The sequence below is a fragment of the Flavobacteriales bacterium genome (genome assembly GCA_016716605.1).
Classification (GTDB): Bacteria; Bacteroidota; Bacteroidia; order Flavobacteriales_F; family PHOS-HE28; genus PHOS-HE28.
The window spans coordinates 3,454,193-3,472,293 of sequence record JADJWA010000001.1; the positions used below are offsets into that span (position 1 = coordinate 3,454,193).

11 protein-coding genes are annotated in these 18,101 nt (G+C 62.8%); 6 read left to right on the top strand and 5 right to left on the bottom strand.

Annotated elements, in window-relative coordinates; translation table 11 throughout:
* Positions 1-58: 58 nt before the first annotated feature.
* Positions 59-2,509, top strand: a complete 2,451-nt coding sequence (gene priA / locus IPM12_14070; GenBank protein ID MBK9148931.1) for a primosomal protein N' — start codon at positions 59-61, stop codon at positions 2,507-2,509.
* Between the two features lie 4 nt (positions 2,510-2,513).
* Here priA and IPM12_14075 read toward each other — a convergent pair whose 3' ends face one another.
* Genes IPM12_14075 through panB form a run of 3 tightly spaced genes read right to left on the bottom strand, consistent with a single transcriptional unit; the run spans position 2,514 to position 5,506 of the window.
* Positions 2,514-3,929, bottom strand: a complete 1,416-nt coding sequence (locus IPM12_14075; GenBank protein ID MBK9148932.1) for an alpha/beta fold hydrolase — start codon at positions 3,927-3,929, stop codon at positions 2,514-2,516.
* Positions 3,930-3,957: 28 nt separating this feature from the next.
* A complete protein-coding gene (locus IPM12_14080) occupies positions 3,958-4,647 on the bottom strand; it encodes an RluA family pseudouridine synthase (GenBank protein MBK9148933.1) in 690 nt (229 codons plus the stop codon).
* Positions 4,648-4,687: 40 nt separating this feature from the next.
* Positions 4,688-5,506: a 3-methyl-2-oxobutanoate hydroxymethyltransferase gene (gene panB, locus IPM12_14085; protein ID MBK9148934.1), complete on the bottom strand. Its 819-nt coding sequence runs from the start codon at positions 5,504-5,506 to the stop codon at positions 4,688-4,690.
* A 124-nt stretch (positions 5,507-5,630) separates the two neighbouring features.
* Between panB and IPM12_14090 the strand changes: the two genes are divergently transcribed.
* Positions 5,631-6,719, top strand: a complete 1,089-nt coding sequence (locus IPM12_14090) for a DUF4249 family protein (GenBank protein ID MBK9148935.1) — start codon at positions 5,631-5,633, stop codon at positions 6,717-6,719.
* Positions 6,720-6,880: 161 nt separating this feature from the next.
* Positions 6,881-8,779, top strand: a complete 1,899-nt coding sequence (gene dnaK, locus IPM12_14095; GenBank protein MBK9148936.1) for a molecular chaperone DnaK — start codon at positions 6,881-6,883, stop codon at positions 8,777-8,779.
* A 120-nt stretch (positions 8,780-8,899) separates the two neighbouring features.
* Here the strand turns inward: dnaK and IPM12_14100 are convergent, their stop codons facing one another.
* Positions 8,900-9,643, bottom strand: coding sequence for a hypothetical protein (locus IPM12_14100; protein ID MBK9148937.1), 744 nt, complete (start codon positions 9,641-9,643; stop codon positions 8,900-8,902).
* Positions 9,644-9,684: 41 nt separating this feature from the next.
* Positions 9,685-11,121 carry a Na+/H+ antiporter NhaC gene (gene nhaC, locus IPM12_14105; GenBank protein ID MBK9148938.1) on the bottom strand — a complete coding sequence of 479 codons (1,437 nt, stop codon included), beginning with the start codon at positions 11,119-11,121 and terminating at the stop codon, positions 9,685-9,687.
* 266 nt (positions 11,122-11,387) lie between these two features.
* On the opposite strand from nhaC, the gene IPM12_14110 reads away from it, so the two are divergent.
* From IPM12_14110 to IPM12_14120, 3 genes are all read left to right on the top strand, one after another.
* Entirely contained in the window at positions 11,388-11,726 is a 339-nt protein-coding gene (locus tag IPM12_14110) for a hypothetical protein (protein ID MBK9148939.1), read from the top strand.
* Between the two features lie 34 nt (positions 11,727-11,760).
* A complete protein-coding gene (locus tag IPM12_14115) occupies positions 11,761-17,454 on the top strand; it encodes a T9SS type A sorting domain-containing protein (protein MBK9148940.1) in 5,694 nt (1,897 codons plus the stop codon).
* A 294-nt stretch (positions 17,455-17,748) separates the two neighbouring features.
* A complete protein-coding gene (locus IPM12_14120; protein ID MBK9148941.1) occupies positions 17,749-18,087 on the top strand; it encodes a hypothetical protein in 339 nt (112 codons plus the stop codon).
* Positions 18,088-18,101 lie beyond the last annotated feature (14 nt).

Below are 18,101 nucleotides of genomic sequence, written 5' to 3' on the forward strand. Positions count from 1 at the left end.
CCCTGACACTTGCATGACCGACACCCTAAGGCATGCGCTCCACGCCCACCTTTGCACGATGCCGCGATTCGCTGATGTGATCCTGCCGCTGGCCGTACCGGGACGATTCACCTTCAGCCTGCCAGAAGGTGCGGCCGTGGCTGCAGGCATGCGCGTGGCCGTGCCTTTCGGACGTGGCGGTAAGCTCTACGGTGGGCTCGTGCGCCGGTTACATGATGAAGCCCCCCTCACCAGCACCCGCGAGATCCTCTCCGTGCTCGATGCCGCGCCCATCGTCACCGAGCGGCAATTCCTCCTGTGGGAGCGCATCGCCGAGCACTACCTGTGCACGCTGGGCGAAGTGATGATCGCGGCTTTGCCCGGGCAGCTCACCCTGAGCAGCGAGACGCGCATCGTCGTGAATCCATTCATCGCGGAAGAGCCAGTGCGAACCGATCGCTCTGGCGTGCTGATCGCCGCACTCCTCGAACGCGAAGCGCTCAGCATGAAAGAAGCTGGCGAGCTGCTCGGCTTGAAGGACCCCATGCCTGCGATCAAGCGCCTGATCGATGAAGGCGTGGTGATCGTGGAAGAGGAATTGCGCGAAACGTGGAAGCCCCGGACCCTGACCTACGTGAAGCTCACCGATGCGGCGCACAGCGAAGAGGCGCTGCACCAATGGTTCGACAAACTGGAGAAGAAGGCGCCCAAGCAATTGCACCTGCTCATGCGCTATGTGGAGCTGAGCCGCTGCATGAGCGACCATCCGCTCGAAGTGGAGAAGAACAGATTGCTGCACCTCAGCGGCTCCTCCCCCGCTGCGCTGAAGCCCTTGATCGAGAAAGGCCTCTTCGAGACCTATGAGCGCGAAGCCGGCCTGCCCGCGCAAGCGCTCATCGACAAGGCCGGTCCAACGCTCTCCGCCGCGCAAGCAACAGCGCTGGATCAGGTACGCTCCGGGCACGCCGATAAGGATGTCGTGCTGCTGCGCGGAGTCACTTCATCCGGAAAAACGGAGGTCTACACCACCCTTATCGACGAGGCGGTGCGCGATGGCGGGCAGGTGCTCTACCTGCTTCCGGAGATCGCCCTCACGGCGCAGATCATCGAGCGGCTGCGCGCGCGATTCGGAGAGCGCATCGCGGTGTACCACAGCCGCATGTCCGCACGCGATCGCACCGAACTCTGGGTGCGCATGGCTCATGGCAAGGACGCGCCGCCGATCATCGTGGGCGCGCGCTCGGCGCTCTTCCTGCCCTTCAATGACCTTCGGCTTGCGGTGGTGGATGAAGAGCACGACCCCAGCTACAAGCAGCACGAACCGGCGCCACGCTACCACGCGCGAGACATGGCCATCGTGCTCGCCGCCTTGCATGGCGCCAAGACCCTGCTCGGCAGCGCTACGCCCAGCCTCGAGAGCCAGTACAACGCGCATTCAGGCAAGTACGCATACGCCGAGCTGCTCACGCGCTATGGCGATGTGGCCATGCCCGCCATCACCTTGGTGGACCTCCGCGATGCCCAGCGCCGCAAGCAGATGCGCGGGCACTTCAGCCAGCCGCTCATCGATGCGATCGATGCCGCGCTGAAGAAGCGCGAGCAAGCCATCCTCTTCCAGAACCGGCGGGGCTACGTGCCCGTGTGGCAATGCGAGAGCTGCGCTTTCGTGCCCAATTGCGACCACTGCGATGTGAGCCTCACCTACCACAAGAAGCTGCATCAGCTGCGCTGCCACTACTGCGGAAGGACCTATCCGCCGCCCACGCAGTGCGCACAATGCGGCAGCAACCGCCTGCGCATGATCGGCTTCGGCACGGAGAAGATCGAGGAGGAGCTCGCGGAGATCTTCCCTGAGGCGCGCATCGCCCGCATGGATCAGGACACCGTGCGCGGAAGGCAGGCGCTCGATCGCATCCTCACCGGCTTCGCGCAAGGCGCCATCGACATCCTTGTGGGCACGCAGATGGTGACCAAGGGCCTCGACTTCGATCAGGTGACCACCGTGGGCATCCTCAGCGCCGACAGCCTGCTGCGCTTCCCCGACTTCCGCGCGCACGAACGCGGCTTCCAGCTCATGGCGCAAGTGGCGGGCCGCGCGGGCCGAAGGGACAAGCCCGGTAACGTGATCATCCAAGCGCATGAGGTTCGCAATCCCGTGCTCGACCTGGTGACGCGGCACGATGTGGAAGGCTTCTACCAGCGCGAGATCGAGCACCGTCGCACCCACGGCTACCCGCCCTTCCTGCGTGTGCTGGCGCTTACCCTACGCCACCGCAACGAAGAGCGCGTGGCCGCCGCCGCAGCGGATCTGGCATCAGCACTCCGCGAGCACTTGGGAGATCGCGTGCTAGGTCCCGATATCCCCGCCGTGGCCTGGGTGAAGGACCGCCACATCCGCAACCTGCTGGTGAAGCTGCGACGCAGCGCGCACCACGAAGAGAAGGCCTTCGTGCGCGAATGCATCGACCGCGTGTTCGCATTGCCCGAGCACCGCGCCGTGCAGCTCGTGGCGGATGTGGATCCGGTGTGAGCGCTTACCGCTCCACCGCCAACCTCAGCACCGCGCCCTGCTGTTCGCCTTCGAATTCGATTGCGTACAACCCGTTCGCGAGATCTGCGATCTCGAGCCATTGCTCAACCGCACCAGCAGCGAAACGGCCGCTCATGATGATGCGCCCATCCGCCGTACCCAGACGCCATTGCGCAGCACCGTCGGCCTTGTCGCGGGCGATGCGCACCCTCTCCGACGCCGGATTCGGTGCGATGCTCCATTGCGTGCGCCCGTTCTCCGCGATGCCGATGAAGCTGCAAGGCGTGCGGTGGCTGTCGATGAAGGACTTCGCATTCAGCAGCGCGGGGAAGGCGCAACCGCTGTGGTCAAGTCCGGCGCCCGCGCTCTGCCCTTGCACGGCCGGTGCGCCGTTGCCCTGCATGGCGGCGATGGCGACGGTGCTGTTCTGGTAGAACACATGATCGTCGCCTTCGCAATAGATGATGCGCGTAGGACAGGCGGGCGCCCAGTCGTAGAGGTCGTTATCGCGCAGCGCCTGGCGGAAGGGATGATCCGGGTCATCGATGAAGGCCTGCAGCACCGAGTCGATGAGGATCTCGCTGGGCGCGTCGGGCATGATGTCGTCCACCACCCCGGAGCCATTGTTGCCTTGGAAGAGCGGCGGCAGCTCGGTGGCCCAAGGCTCTTCGATGATCTCATTCACCTCGCCGAAGAGCCAGGGATAGACATAGCGGTATGAGAGGATCACGTAAGGCAGGTAGTACGGTGCGGGATAGGGATCCGGAGAGACCATCACCTGCGCCTGCACGCCGCTCACATCGTACGGCCCGCTGCATGGGGCTGATGCAGTGACGGTGAACTCATCGGCATGCTGCTCCTGCAGCAGCTTGTGCGTGGCCGCACAGGCATGGCCGCCTTGCGAATAGCCGATGAGGAAGATCTCGCCATTGAGCTGCACGCCCTGCTGAGCGCAGAACTCCCGCGCGGCGCGCATCATATCACGGCTGGCCGTTGCCTCAGACGCAGCGTGGACGTAAGGATGCGGTCCGGGACTGTCGCCCAGTCCGAGGTAGTCGGGCAGCACGGCCACGTAATCATCGGCGCCGAGGTAGTAACCCACCACCATCTCCGAGCTGATTCGCGAGGGCACATCTTCCCGGTTGAGAATGGTGCCGTGGTGATAAGTGGCCATGGCATGCTCACAAACTGAACCAACAGGAACCACCACGGCGCCGCTGGCGATGGTCGGTTGACCGAAAGGATCAACAGTATGATAGATGAGCCGGTGCGCTTCGATGGTGTAATCGGCGCCTTGGATCCCTTGCGCGGCCAACTCGGCGGGCGTGTAGGCGATCAGCAGCGAATCGCTGATGAGGGTTTGCGCGCTGAGGGCGAATGCGCAGGCGGTGACAGTGCAGCTGAGTACGTATCGAAGCATTGGCGGCAGGGTTTGGCCGCTCAATGTATCAACCTTGTTGATCCGAAGGTGGAGGATGGGCCATTGATACCAGCGCAGGCCATGGCATCGTGCTCGGCGAAGGCGCCTCAACGAGCACTTCAGCATTCGTGAACGGATGCGTGAACCGCAACGACCGTGCATGCAAGCCAATGCTGCGATCCTTCATCGCGCGGCGCGCGCCGTACTTCACATCGCCCATGATGCAATGGCCCCATGCCGCTAGTTGCGCGCGTATCTGATGGAAGGCGCCGCCTTCAGGCAAACACTCCACCAAGGCGTAGCGATCACCTTGTGCAAGAAGACGCGCACGTGTGACGGCCTCCTCTCCCTCCGCAGTCTTCGATACGATCGCTTTGTGCCTGCGCGCATCATGCGCGATTCCGTGACGCAACTCTGCTTGCACCACTTCGACACGTCCTTCCACAATCGCCCAATAGCGCTTATCCATGCGCCGCTCCCGGAAGAGCGATTGCAAGGCGGTGTTCGCTTCCGCTGTTCGCGCCAGCAGCACCAGTCCGCTCACCGGCCGGTCGATGCGGTGCGCGAGTTCCAGCGCAAGCTCCTTGCGCTCGCGCCGCAACAGCGTGAGCAGGTCCTCATCGCCAGTGGGATCGGCTTGCACGGGCATGCCGGCGGGCTTGCATACGGCAAGCAGCCATGGATCGCTGAAGAGAACCGGGATCGATGATGAGGCCATGATACTCGCGACACCGGGTCGAGCCCGGAATGGCAAAACGCTAGTACTGCTCCTTCGCGCTCGGGAAATCCCTGCTGCGCACATCGTGCACGTAGCCAACCACGGCATCGGAGATCACCGTGTGCAAGTCAGCGTAGCGGCGCAGGAAGCGTGGATTGAACTCCTTGTTGATGCCGAGCATGTCGTGGAGCACCAGCACCTGGCCATCGACACCGCCGCCAGCGCCGATGCCGATCACAGGGATCTGCACGCTCTTGGCCACCTCTTCCGCGAGCTTGGCAGGAATCTTCTCGAGCACGAGTGCGAAACAACCAGCCTCTTCCAGGAGCTTGGCATCCTCGCGCAAGCGCTGCGCTTCGATCTCCTCCTTGGCGCGCACTACGTAGGTGCCGAACTTGTAGATGCTCTGCGGCGTGAGTCCGAGATGGCCCATCACGGGGATGCCCGCTGTTAGGATCCGCTCGACAGAGCCGATCACCTCGCGCCCGCCCTCGAGCTTCACGGCATGCGCGCCGCTCTCCTTCATGATGCGGATGGCGCTGTTGAGCGCACCCTTGGTGTTGCCTTGATAGGTGCCGAAGGGCAGGTCGACCACGATCAGTGCCCGCTGGCAGCCGCGCACCACGGCGCCTGCATGGTAGATCATCTGATCAAGCGTGATGGGCAGCGTAGTCTCGTGCCCGGCCATCACGTTGCTGGCGCTGTCGCCCACCAGGATCACATCGATGCCCGCCGCATCGACTAGGCGCGCGAGCGAGTAATCATAGGCCGTGAGCATGGCGATGGGCACGCCTCCGGACTTCATTTCCTGCAAGGTGTGCGTGGTGACGCGCTTGGCGTCGGCGGATCCGGTGCTCATGCTTCCATTGGATGGGTGGCGAAAGCTAGCCCGCGCCGCTCATGGCCCGCAGCTGGCCGTTGGTCAAGCCGCGCAGCCTCCGAAGATCGCCCGGCTATCTTTGGCCGCCTCCATCGGCAAACGCATGCACCGTTCAATCCCCTTCGCGCTCCTGGCCGCCTCCTTGCTCACCGCTTGCAGCACCGAGCTCGATATCAACGAGCCGTACAAGGACATCACCATCGTCTACGGGCTGCTCAATCAGAAGGACTCCGTTCATTTCGTGAAGATCAACAAGGCCTTCCTCGGCGAGGGCAATGCGCTCGACATGGCCCTGGTGCAGGATTCCAGCGAGTACAGCGGCGAGGCCATCTCATACGCCAAGGTCTTCCGGGTGAGCAGCTCCGGCGCTTTGCTCGATTCATTCCCCCTGCTTGATACCACCGTGGTGAACCGTGAGCCGGGCACCTTCTACGCGCCGGTGCAGAAGCTCAAGTATTTCACCACTTCGTTCACCCAAGTGCTCCCTCCGGGATCCCTTGGAACGCCGATGTACCTCTGGCAGGACGATAGCTACCGTCTCGTGCTGGTCGTGAACGGCAGCACCATCACGGCTGAAACACCGATCACCAACGACTTCAAGGTGGACCCCGTGGACCAGGACACGGTGGCCAACGGCGCACGCGTGAACCTGCGCAACATCGCTGGCGACAACTACTCCGATTACGAGTTCAATTGGACTTCCCGCGCCGATTGCAAGCGCTTCGTGGTTTCCTGGAGGATGCGCTACGACGAAGTAACCGGAACAGACACCGTGGCCCGCAGCATCAGCCAGAAGATTGGCTCCCCCAAGGTCTCCTCCTTCGTGAATGAGGATATGGCGGTGCGCCTCTCCGGAACCACCTTCTATCCCGCCGTGGAGAGCCTGATCAAGAGCCAGTCCGGCTGGCAGAGCGTAGAGCGCCGCATCTTCCGGGGCATGGACTTCGTGGTCTCCGTAGCCAACGACGATCTCCACACCTATTTGACCCTGACCGAGCCCGTTACCGGCATCGTGAACGATCGGCCGGCCTACAGCAACCTGGAGAACGCCATTGGCGTCTGGGGCAGCCGCTACGAGAAGACCACCCGCGGCAAGCGGCTCAGCACGCAGTCATTCCAGGAACTGATCAACGGCCCCTATACCGGCGACCTGCACTTCTGCTCCCCGCAGGACGCCTTCCCCTGCCCCTGACATGCCAAGCTGACAGCGCATCGGCCAGGCTTGGTGCTTGGTCCGCGGCTTCGTGTCAGCCAAGCCGGGCAATTCCCAGATGGCATAGTGGTTGATCCCGGCGCCCCGCAATTCAAACACTCAACCACACCAACACCTGCGCCGGGCATCGGCGCTGAAGCATGAGCAAGATCATCGGCATCGACCTGGGCACCACCAACAGCTGCGTCTCCGTGATGGAGGGCAACGAGCCCGTTGTGATCGCCAATAGCGAGGGCAAGCGCACCACCCCCAGCATCGTGGCCTTCGTTGAGGGCGGCGAGCGCAAGGTGGGCGACCCGGCCAAGCGGCAGGCCATCACCAACCCCAAGAATACCATCTCCTCCATCAAGCGCTTCATGGGCAACTCCTTTGATGAATGCGCGAAGGAGATCGCGCGCATGCCCTACACCGTGGAGCGCGGCGCCAGCAACACCCCGCGCGTGGCCATCGGCGACCGGCACTTCACCCCGCAGGAGATCAGCGCCATGATCCTGCAGAAGATGAAGAAGACCGCCGAGGATTACCTCGGCACCACCGTGAGCGAGGCCGTGATCACCGTGCCCGCCTATTTCAACGATGCGCAGCGCCAGGCCACCAAAGAGGCCGGAGAGATCGCGGGCCTCAAAGTGCGCCGCATCATCAACGAGCCCACGGCTGCGGCCCTTGCCTACGGCCTCGACAAGAAGCACAAGGACCAGAAGATCGTGGTCTTCGACTGCGGCGGTGGCACGCACGACGTGAGCGTGCTCGAATTGGGCGATGGAGTCTTCGAGGTGAAGAGCACTGACGGCGACACGCACCTGGGCGGCGACGACTTCGATCAGGTGATCATCGACTGGCTCGCCGATGAGTTCAAGGGCCAATTCAACATCGATCTGCGCAAGGACCCCATGGCCCTGCAACGCCTGAAGGAAGCCGCTGAGAAAGCCAAGATCGAGCTCAGCTCCACCACCAGCAGCGAGATCAACCTGCCCTACATCATGCCGGTCGACGGCATCCCGCAGCACCTCGTGCGCAGCCTCACCCGCGCCAAATTCGAGCAACTCGCGGACAGCCTGATCAAGCGAACCATCGCCCCGTGCGAGAGCGCGCTGAAGAACGCCGGCCTAAAGACCAGCGATATCGACGAGGTGATCCTCGTGGGCGGCAGCACGCGCATCCCGGCTATCCAGGAGGCGGTGAAGAAGTTCTTCGGCAAGGAGCCCAGCAAGGGCGTGAACCCGGACGAAGTGGTAGCCATCGGCGCCGCGATCCAAGGCGGCGTGCTCACCGGCGATGTGAAGGACGTGCTCCTGCTCGACGTGACCCCGCTGAGCCTGGGCATCGAGACCATGGGCGGTGTGATGACCAAGCTCATCGAAGCCAACACCACCATACCCACCAAGAAGAGCGAGACCTTCAGCACGGCCAGCGACAGCCAGCCGAGCGTGGAGATCCATGTGCTGCAAGGCGAGCGTCCCATGGCCAACGGGAACCGCACCATCGGCCGCTTCCACCTCGATGGCATTCCTCCTGCACCACGCGGTGTACCGCAGATTGAGGTCACCTTTGATATCGACGCCAACGGCATCCTGCACGTAGGTGCCAAGGACAAGGCCACCGGCAAGGAGCAGAGCATCCGGATCGAGGCCAGCAGCGGCCTGAGCAAGGACGAGATCGAGAAGATGAAGAAGGAAGCCGAAGCCAATGCCGATGCCGATAAGAAGGCCCGGGAAACGGTGGACAAGCTGAATGCTGCGGATAGCCTCATCTTCCAGACCGAGAAGAGCCTGAAGGATTACGGAGACAAGATCCCCGATGAGAAGAAGAAGCCCATCGAGGATGCGCTAGCCCGCCTGAAGGACGCGCACAAGGCCCAGGACGCGGACGCCTGTGAGAAGCTGATGGCTGAATTGAACACCGCATTCCAGGCCGCGAGCCAGGAGATGTATAACGCAGCCCAGCAGGCCCAGGCCAATGGCGACGCGCAAGGCCCCACCAGCACCTCGGACCCTGAAGTGAAGGATGTGGACTTCGAGGAGGTGAAGGACAGCAAGTAAGGGTTGGGCAATTCCGGACCGACTTGCCGGGCACCAGCGCCGAAACAGCCGTCGGATTAGAACCATGCAACGAGCCCCGCTGATCAGCGGGGCTCGTTCATTCCAAATCGCTTCCCGTGCTCAGCGCACCGTGTGCACCTTGCCGTCGATGTAGTCCTCCTCGCGCACCTTGGCGCCCGTGGGATCGAAATAGGTCCAGGTGCCGATCCGCGTCGTCTCGAGCGAGCGCTTATCGCAACGCGCGCGGCCTTTGCATTTGATCGCGCCGCCCGGATGGAATTCGCTGATATCGATGAGGCCCTTGCTCTTGTCGGTGAGCACGAGCGAGCTGACCGCACGGCCCTCGGCATCGAATAGTTCCATGCGCGAGAAGCAGCCGCCGTTGCGCTGGCGCTCCTCAGCGTAGCGCACTGCGCCATTGATGTAATGGTCCTTGTAGCAGACCACCTGGCCCTCTGCGTAACGGATCTCACTGCGGGGCTGGCCATTCGGATGCCATGAGCGCTGAATGGCGCGAACGTCATCGGTGCGCTTGAACTCACGCTCCAATTGTCCGTTGGGGTGGTAGTTCTTGTAGAGCACCAGCAATCCGTTATCGTAGTAGCCCTTGTGCTTCAGATCGCCGTTCGGGTACTTGTCCTCCACCGACCCCATGCACGGGAACCCGTTGCAGTAGCGAACGCTATCGCCATTGGTGATCGGATTGAAGCGCTCGTACGCGTTCAGGTCGGGTGCGGGATCATCCCCTGGATCGCCCATCACGTAGTGTTCATCCGCGGCCAGCATCAGGGTATCCGGCTGTGCCGCGCAAACCATCAAGTGTAGAAGCCCCCCCCAGAGGATGAGCACGCGCTGTCCGTTCATCGGGCGCTTCGTACGACGAAGGCTGCAAGAAGGTTAACCGCTCATCCCTTGAGGCGCGCGATTCGCCAACCCAGGGCGCCCTGCAGCACGGTCATCAACGGGCTGGCCAGGTTGAAGAATGCAAAGGGCAGGTAGGTCATGGTGGCCACGCCGAGCACGCCGCTCATGTACGCCCCGCAGGTGTTCCAAGGGACCAGCGCGCTGGTCACGGTTCCGCTGTCCTCCAGGGTGCGGCTGAGCACTTTGGCCTGAAGGCCGCGATCGGCATATACGGAGGAGAACATGCGGCCGGGCACCACGATGCTCAGATACTGATCGGAAGCGGTGGCATTCACCAGCACACAGCTTCCTGCTGTTGCAGCGATCAGCGACCCATCCGTCCGCGCTATCGAAAGGATCGCTGCGGCCAGCCGTTGCAGCAGGCCGGCCCCTTCCATGGCACCACCGAAGGCCATGGCGCAGAGGATGAGCCAGATCGTCTTCAGCATGCCGGACATGCCCTTTGCGGTGAGCAGTTCATCGACCGTTGCGTGGCCGGTCTCGATGGCCGTCCCGGAGCCCATGGCGTTGATGACCACCTTGTATATCGCCTTCCAGGACGATCCGCCCGCGAGTTCGGTGAGCAAGGGCCATTGGAAGATCAGCGAAGCAATGGCCCCGAGGAGCATGCCGATGAAGAGCGCGGGCAAGGCCGGCATGCGGCGCCAGATCATGGCCACCACGGCGATCGGCACCAGATAGAGCCACCAGCCGATGCTGAATCGCGAGCGGATGGCCGCTTGCAGCTCCGCCACGCCTTCGATGCCGCCTTCGGGCGCACCGAACAAGCCGATGCCGGTGAAAGCGAGCAGGGCGATGCCGATGCTGGGCAGGGTGGTATTGAGCATGTACCGGATGTGCGTGAACAGATCGGTGCCCGCCACGGCAGGCGCCAGGTTGGTCGTATCGCTGAGCGGGCTGAGCTTGTCGCCGAAATAGGCGCCGCTGATCACCGCACCAGCCACCATACCCTCATGGAATCCCAATGCCTTGCCGATGCCCATGAGCGCGATGCCCACCGTGGCGGCCGTGCTCCACGATGAACCGGTCGCCAAGGACACTACGCAGCAAACCAGGCATGCCGCTACCAGGAAGATCTTCGGCGAGAGCAGCGCCAGGCCGTGATCGATCATGGCCGGCACGATGCCGCTGATGAGCCAGGTAGCAGCCAGCGCACCGATCAGCAGCAGGATGAGCACTGCGCCAAGCGCGGTGGTGATCCCGCGCACGATGTGATCGAGCAGATCGGCGAACGACCGCCCATTGAATAGGCCGATGCCGATGGCCACGGCAGCCGTGAAGAGCAACGCAAGCTGATTGGGACCGTCAAGGCCGCTATCTCCGAATACCGCCACATTAAGCGCGAGCAAACCGACCAGCAATAGCAGCGGAAGCACCGATTGCAGGATCGATGGGGTCTTTCTGTCATGACCAGTCATGCCGCCAAAGTACCCGCATGCCCGCTTGCCCGAATCGCCCTGCCAGGTTTCAGCCACGAGATTTCCACAACCCTTGCATCACACCATTCGACCCGATACTTTCGGCATCCCCTTACCTAACCGAATCAGAACCCTTGCCACCCGGCACCCTCCCTCCCACACGCTGAATCCTTGCTGATCCGTATCGGTGTCATGCGCATTGGCGCGTGCCCCGGTCCATTCGGCATCGTGCATACCCCCCTTCGAAACCCTAACCAACCAGTCATATGAAAGCGAACACCGTCCTAAGAGGCGCCCTGCGCATGAGCGCGTTGGCCATCCTGCTCAGCGTGCATTGGAGCGCGCAGGCACAGAGCATATCCATCGAGCAGGAGATCACGGTAGCCCCGGCACCGAAAGCCAAGGCGCAGCCTGTACAGGTGAAGCAGGCAGTCAGCGAGCAGAAGATCGCCACGCCAGTGCCCGTGCCAGGAAATGCGAAGGAGAACGGAGAACCAGGCACACCGGGCATGGCCGTGCAAGGTGAACCGATGATCATCCCGGTGAAAGGCGCGAGCCATCATCAAGTGGACCCGGAGGACGCAACCGGCAACAAGGAACCCTGAACCGAACCAAACACCGACCTGAACCATGAGCTTCATGCAACCCTTCATGAGCGCGGCAACACGAGCCAATCGATGGCTGCCGGCCGCAATGGCCTTGTTGCTGGCATTCAGCATCAGCCAATCGAAAGCGCAGACCGCCACCATCGATGGCGGCAGCATCTCGGGCCTCGGCCCCATGGGCACCTTAGCGCACCATGCCGGCGAATACCTCTATTTCTCCACGGAGATCGCCCAGGACCTCACCATTACACGCATCAATTTCAAGAATGCGATCATGGCCGGCAGCAATGCCGATGCCTATGGCAACGTGAGCCTTTACCTGCGCCATACGGCCCTCACCACACTGCCGACAGCACTCTACGCCGGCACAGGTGGATACACCTTGGTGTACTCCGGCCCGATCGTCTGGAGCAAGAGCGGATGGAGCGGTGCGGACCTCCAGACGCCCTTCGCCTATTCACAGGCCTCCGGCAACCTGCAGCTGCTCGTGGTACGCGCCGACGCAGTCGCTCACACGGGCACTTCATTCTATGCGGCCGTCACCACCGGCGTGAATAGTTGCCGGCGCTACAATAACGCCGCAGCCCCGGTCGTAGGCGTTTCCACGCTCACGCAATCCACCTTCCGTGCGGCGATCCAACTCATAGGCGAGCCCAATTGCAGCGGGGCGCCTACTCCTGGCAACACGCTCTTCGTGCAGGGCAGCGGCTGCCCGAGCACCTTCTTCAGCATGAGCCTGGAGAATGCCACGCCCGGACCGGATGTGACCTATCAGTGGGAGAGCGCCGACGATGCGGCCTTCACCTTGAACGTCGTGAGCCTCGGCACCCATCCGAGTCAATGGGCCTCTCAGACCACCGACAAATACTACCGCTGCTTGGTGAGCTGCCCATCGAGCCCGCCTGCAGTCGCCAGTAATCCGCTGTTCGTATCAACGGCACCCGGCCACCTGTGCGCGCTCTGCGCAGCCGGGGTCAATGCGGGCGATCACTTCTTCTTCGAGAAGATCGACAACGTGGCCTATGGAACCGGCAACACGGTGAACAACAATTCTGCTGACCACATCGGAACGTACCAGAACTTCCGCGGATTGGTAGGCGACGTGCTCGAGAACAACTCGTTCGACGTCACCGTGAACATCAGCAACGCCGTTGCCAGCGATCAGGTCCTGATCTGGTGCGATTGGGACCAGAACGGCGTCTTCAACAATGACCCTTCGGAGCTGATGTACACCTCGCCGACAGGCACCGGTCCATTCACGGCCACGATCCTTGTGCCCTCGGGTGCAACGCTCGGACGCACGACCATGCGGATCCGCTTGCATGACACGGCCTTCGGCCCATTGCTCGACCCCTGCGGAAACGCCTCTTATGGCGAAGTGGAGGATTATGGCCTCAACGTGCTGCCTCCGCCAACCTGCGGGCTCCCATCGGGCCTGGCTGCAGCCGTGGCCACCACCACCACCGCGAACATCTCCTGGCTGGCAGCGCCCAGCGCGGTCACTTATGATGTGGAGCTGCGCCAGGGCGGTGCGCCCGGCAGCGGCGGGGAGACCTTCGCTGGCAGCACAGGAGCACTCACTATTGTTGCTACCGGCCTCACCTTCGGACAGAGCTACCAAGTGTATGTGCGCGCCGATTGCGGCGGCGGCAACCTCAGCCCCTGGGTCGGACCGTTCTCGCATCTCCAGGACTACTGTGCGACCGATGCGCCCTTCAATAACGACCCCGTCATCACCCAGTTCACCTACGCGGGCATCAATAACGTCAACGCGGCAACGTCGGGCTATTTGAACTTCACCGCACAGACGGCATTCGTTGAACCCGGTGCAGCCACCGCGTTCACGCTCGACCGATCCACCGACTATCCGCTGGATTCCTTGTTCATCTGGGTGGATCTGAACGACGACATCGATTTCAGCGATCCTGGAGAACTCGTCTACACTTCGCCCGCGCTCTTCCCGGACCCGCTGAACGATTTCATCACCATCCCCAACGGCACTTCGCCGGGCGATAAGCGCATGCGCGTGCGCCGCGTGAACATGACCCCGGGCTTCGGCTGGAATTCACCCTGCGGCACGGCGCCATTCGGGCAGACCCATGATTACACCGTGAACGTTTGCGGCGCTCCCACTGCCACGGCTTCCGTTGCGGACGATTGTGCCAATGATGAGTTCACCATCCAGGTGGACATCACGAGCAATCCGCAGGGCTCGCTCACCATCAACTGGGTGGCCACGCCCGGAGGCCCGGGCAGCCAGCCCGCTGCTTTGGGTTTGAATACCCTGCCCGATTTCCCAGCAGGCACCGAGGTGTCCGTTACGGTATCGAACGGCAGCGTGTGCGAGCTTGATCTCGGAACGCACTTCAGCAATTGCCCGGTGACCGTGACCTGCGGCTCCGTGGTCACCATGACCCATTGCTACACCAATACCGATCCGCGCGTGTTCATCTTCATCGCGAGCGATGACCAGCAGACCTTGACGATGAGCTTCATCGCCGGCACCATGGACCCGAACGACATCATCCGGGTCTATGCCGGAACCGACGAGAACAACAGCCCGCTGCTCACCTCTGGCTCCTTCAGCGACTTGGGGGTGCCGCAGCTCATCATCGCATCCACCACGGACACGATCATGCTCGTGATCGACAGCGATGCCAGCAATAGCTGCACGGATGCGCAGCAGTCCACTTGGGAGTTCGAGGTGGATTGCACGCCCGCATGCCTCGATCCCGATGGTGCCGTGGCCGTGACCACCAACTGCGGCACGTATGACTTCACGATCGACGTGGAGATCCTGACCACAGGCAGTGGCGCCACCACCACCTTGCGCTACACGGTCAATGGCGGCACCCCCATCGACATCCCCGGATTGGTCGATACCAACGTCGAGAACCTGGGGCCCTTCGCCATCGACGATGTGATCAACATCCGCCTGTTGCATGAGACCGACAGCAACTGCGACCGCAACCTGGGCAACTACAGCGACGACAACACCTGCATCCCAGGTGAGGCATGCGTGGGCGCGATCCTGTTGAGCGTGAACGGCTTGGGTGGCTGCCCGGCTGGTGGAACGCCGGGAAGCAATACCGGCGCAACACAGGATGGCGGCTTGTTCTCCTGCAGCGCCAGCGTCGGTCCGTTCGAGGACAAGTGGTACCGCTTCAATTCCGGCGCGAATAGCGCGATCGCCTACTCCTTCACCGCATTCACGTTCGCGAGCCTGCTGGTCGAAGTGTTCGAGGGCGGATGCGCGGGCACATCGGTGCACTGCGCCTTGGGCGGGTCGGCCCTGAGCAATTCGTTCGTGGTGACCCCCAACACCGATTACTGGCTGCGCATGGCGTCGGTTGCGCCGCAGGGCGGCAACTTCACCATCTGCGTCAGCGCCGGCGTGCCGCCGCCTGATCCTTGCGCCAGCATCGCCAACATCGCGGCCTGCGGCGTGAGCACGGGACCGGTTGCCGCGCCATCAGGGACCGGGGCTTGGAGCAACAACACCCTCGGCGGGCCCTACCAGACGCCCGGCGTCGAGCGCATCTTCACCTTCAGCGCCACCGTTACCGGGGTCCACATCATCAATGTGATCCAGTACACCGGCGGCAACTTCATCGACTTCTACTGGAAGCAGGTGGGCACTTGCGACAATACCGGCTGGAACTACCTGAGCGATTTGGCCGGGATCGGCAACGTGGCCGCCGATGTGGGCTTGGGCGGCGTGCCGCTGAATTTCGTGGCCGGCAACACCTACTACATCCTCTGGGATCCGGAGAACACCACAGGCCGCACCGTGGCCTTCGAGGTGCTTTGCCCGATCCCCGCTCCGGCGAACGACGACTGCGCCAATGCCATCGGGCTCACCCCCGGCGCCACCTGTGTGCCCACTCCGGGCTCCACCATCGGCGCCAGCCAGAGCGCAGCGCCCAGCACCTGCTCAACCTTCACCAGCTCGGCCGCCAATGACGTTTGGTACAGCTTCGTGGCCACCCGCATCACCCACCGCGTAACGGTAGCTGGGCTGGTGGCATTCGATGCCATCGTTGACCTGCGCAGCGGTGCGTGCAACGGCACTACCGTAGCCTGCGTGGATGCCACCGTGAACGGCCAGACCGAGGTGCTCACCGTGGGCAGCCTCAACATCGGGGAGACCTACCTGGTGCGCGTCTATGGCTGGGCGGGCGTTAACGGCGACTTCACGATCTGCGTGGAAGAGCCCGATTGCAACGGCGTGTTCGGCGGGGGCGCCAACCCGGGCACCGCATGCGACGATGGCAATGCCAACACGGTTCTCGATGCGTACGATGCCAACTGCGTTTGCGCGGGGCAGGTCTGCACCACCGACCTCTCCCTGGAGCTGCAGCTCGATGGCGTGAGCACCGTGAGCTGGTTCCTCCATCAGGAAGGCACCGACATCCTGGTGCAGAGCGGCGTGGAGTTCCTGCCCGGCCCCAGCGACCTCTCGGTGGGCACCTGCCTGCCCGATGGCTGCTACTACCTGCGCGTGGAGGATGATGGCGGCGACGGCATCACCGGTGGCGGCTACCTGCTGCGCGTGCTCAACGGCGCACGACTGCTCGACAATCTCTACGATCAGTACGGCAACGGCGGCTTCACCAGCGGCAGCGTGAGCCAGGTGGCGGGCGGCGAAGGATTCTGCCTGCCCTTGGGCACCGATCGCCTGGTGGTCACCAGCTGCGATAAGCTCGATTGGAAGGTGAACCCTTGCGGCGGGGAATTCGTGGTGGCCAATGAGAATGCAGCCGTAAGCGCCGAGTACGGCGGACCGAATGCAGCGACCAGCGGCTACCAGATGTGGTGGTACCAGCCCAATGGCGGCTTCAGCTTCAAGCGCTTCCAGAGCCACAACACCAGCAACGGCCTGCCCAACAACGCGGTGCGCGCCTGCCACTTCCAACTGAATGCCTGGACGGGCAATCAGCTGCAGCAGAACGTGCTCTACAACGTGAAGGTGCGCGGCCGCATCAACGGGGTGTACAGCAACTGGGGCTATGCCTGCCGCCTGATCATCGACGATGCGCTGGCCCAGTGCCCGCGCACCAAGCTCATGGACCTGCCCGGCAACCAGTTCCTGAGCTGCGGCCAGACCAGGAGCATCGGCACCAGCTATCGCGTGCATGCCCGAAACGTGCGCCGCATGAAGAACAATTGCGCCTGGCAGAATGCCAACCGCTACCAGTTCCGTTTCCGGATCCCGGCGGAGAACGTGGTGATCCTGAAGACCAGCCCATCCGGACAATACTTCGTGAACACCGCAGGCCTGGTCTGCGGCAAGACCTACGAAGTGGACGTTCGTGCGAGCTTCGACAACGGATCCACCTGGTGCGTGAACACGCCTGACCCGAGCAGCGTGACCGATCCGGCCTGGGGCGATGTGTGCGAGCTCTTCACCGTGCCTTGCGCATTCGGCATGGCCCAGGAAGGCAGCGGCGCGGCGGCCACGGAGCAGCGCATGAGCCTTTACCCGAACCCGAACACCGGCGATCAGCTCGTGGTGAGCTTCAGTGGACTGCCTGCGGATGCGGAACAGGTCCGCTTCGAGATGCACGATGCGTTCGGCAAGCTGGTGCTGAGCCGCACGATCCCGGTGCAAGAGGGCATGCTGAACAGCACCGTCTCCCTCGACGGCCGGCTTTCCGCAGGGCTTTACATGGCCACGTTGAACGTTCAGGGAATCACCTTCACCGAACGCGTGGTGGTGCAGCCCTAGGGCGGAACAGATGAACCAATGGCGCGGCGGGACTGGAGCGATCCGGTCCCGCCGCCGCTGTTGGCAGGGGAAATCAGCCATTGCCCATGAGTTGCCTCCGGTTGAAAAAAATATTCTTGTTGGTACTGGCGTAAGCAACTTCTAATATTGACCACCCCGAATGGCCAATCGCGAACTGAACGCAGCGCAGGTGCATCGGCACTCATGCCACGTCCCCTTGATGGACGTTACCGGAATCTTCTCGAGCGGCAGTCCCAACGTGTAACCGCGCATTCAGCCCAAACCAAGACCCGAATGATCAAAGCCGTACTCCTTCGCCTCGCGCACCCCGGCACCCTTCGACCCACTGCACTCGCAGCAGCCCTGCTATTCATGGCGGGTGCCTCCATGGCCCAAAGCCGCACCGAAGAAGATTCGCCCGCGAAAGCGGATTCTGACCAACCGGCCCTCGACCAAGAGGGTGGCGCGCCTGCGCTGAACCGCGAGGTGAAGCAGGACCTGAGCAAGGCCCCTTCATCGCCCGATGCCCCGGCCCGCAAAGAAGAACCCAAGGAGCCCAAGGAGCACAAGGGCCCTGTATCGCTGCAAGTGTTCACCGAACCTGAGCCGCTGGCCGAACCCACTCCCGAATAACCCCGCTGACCCCT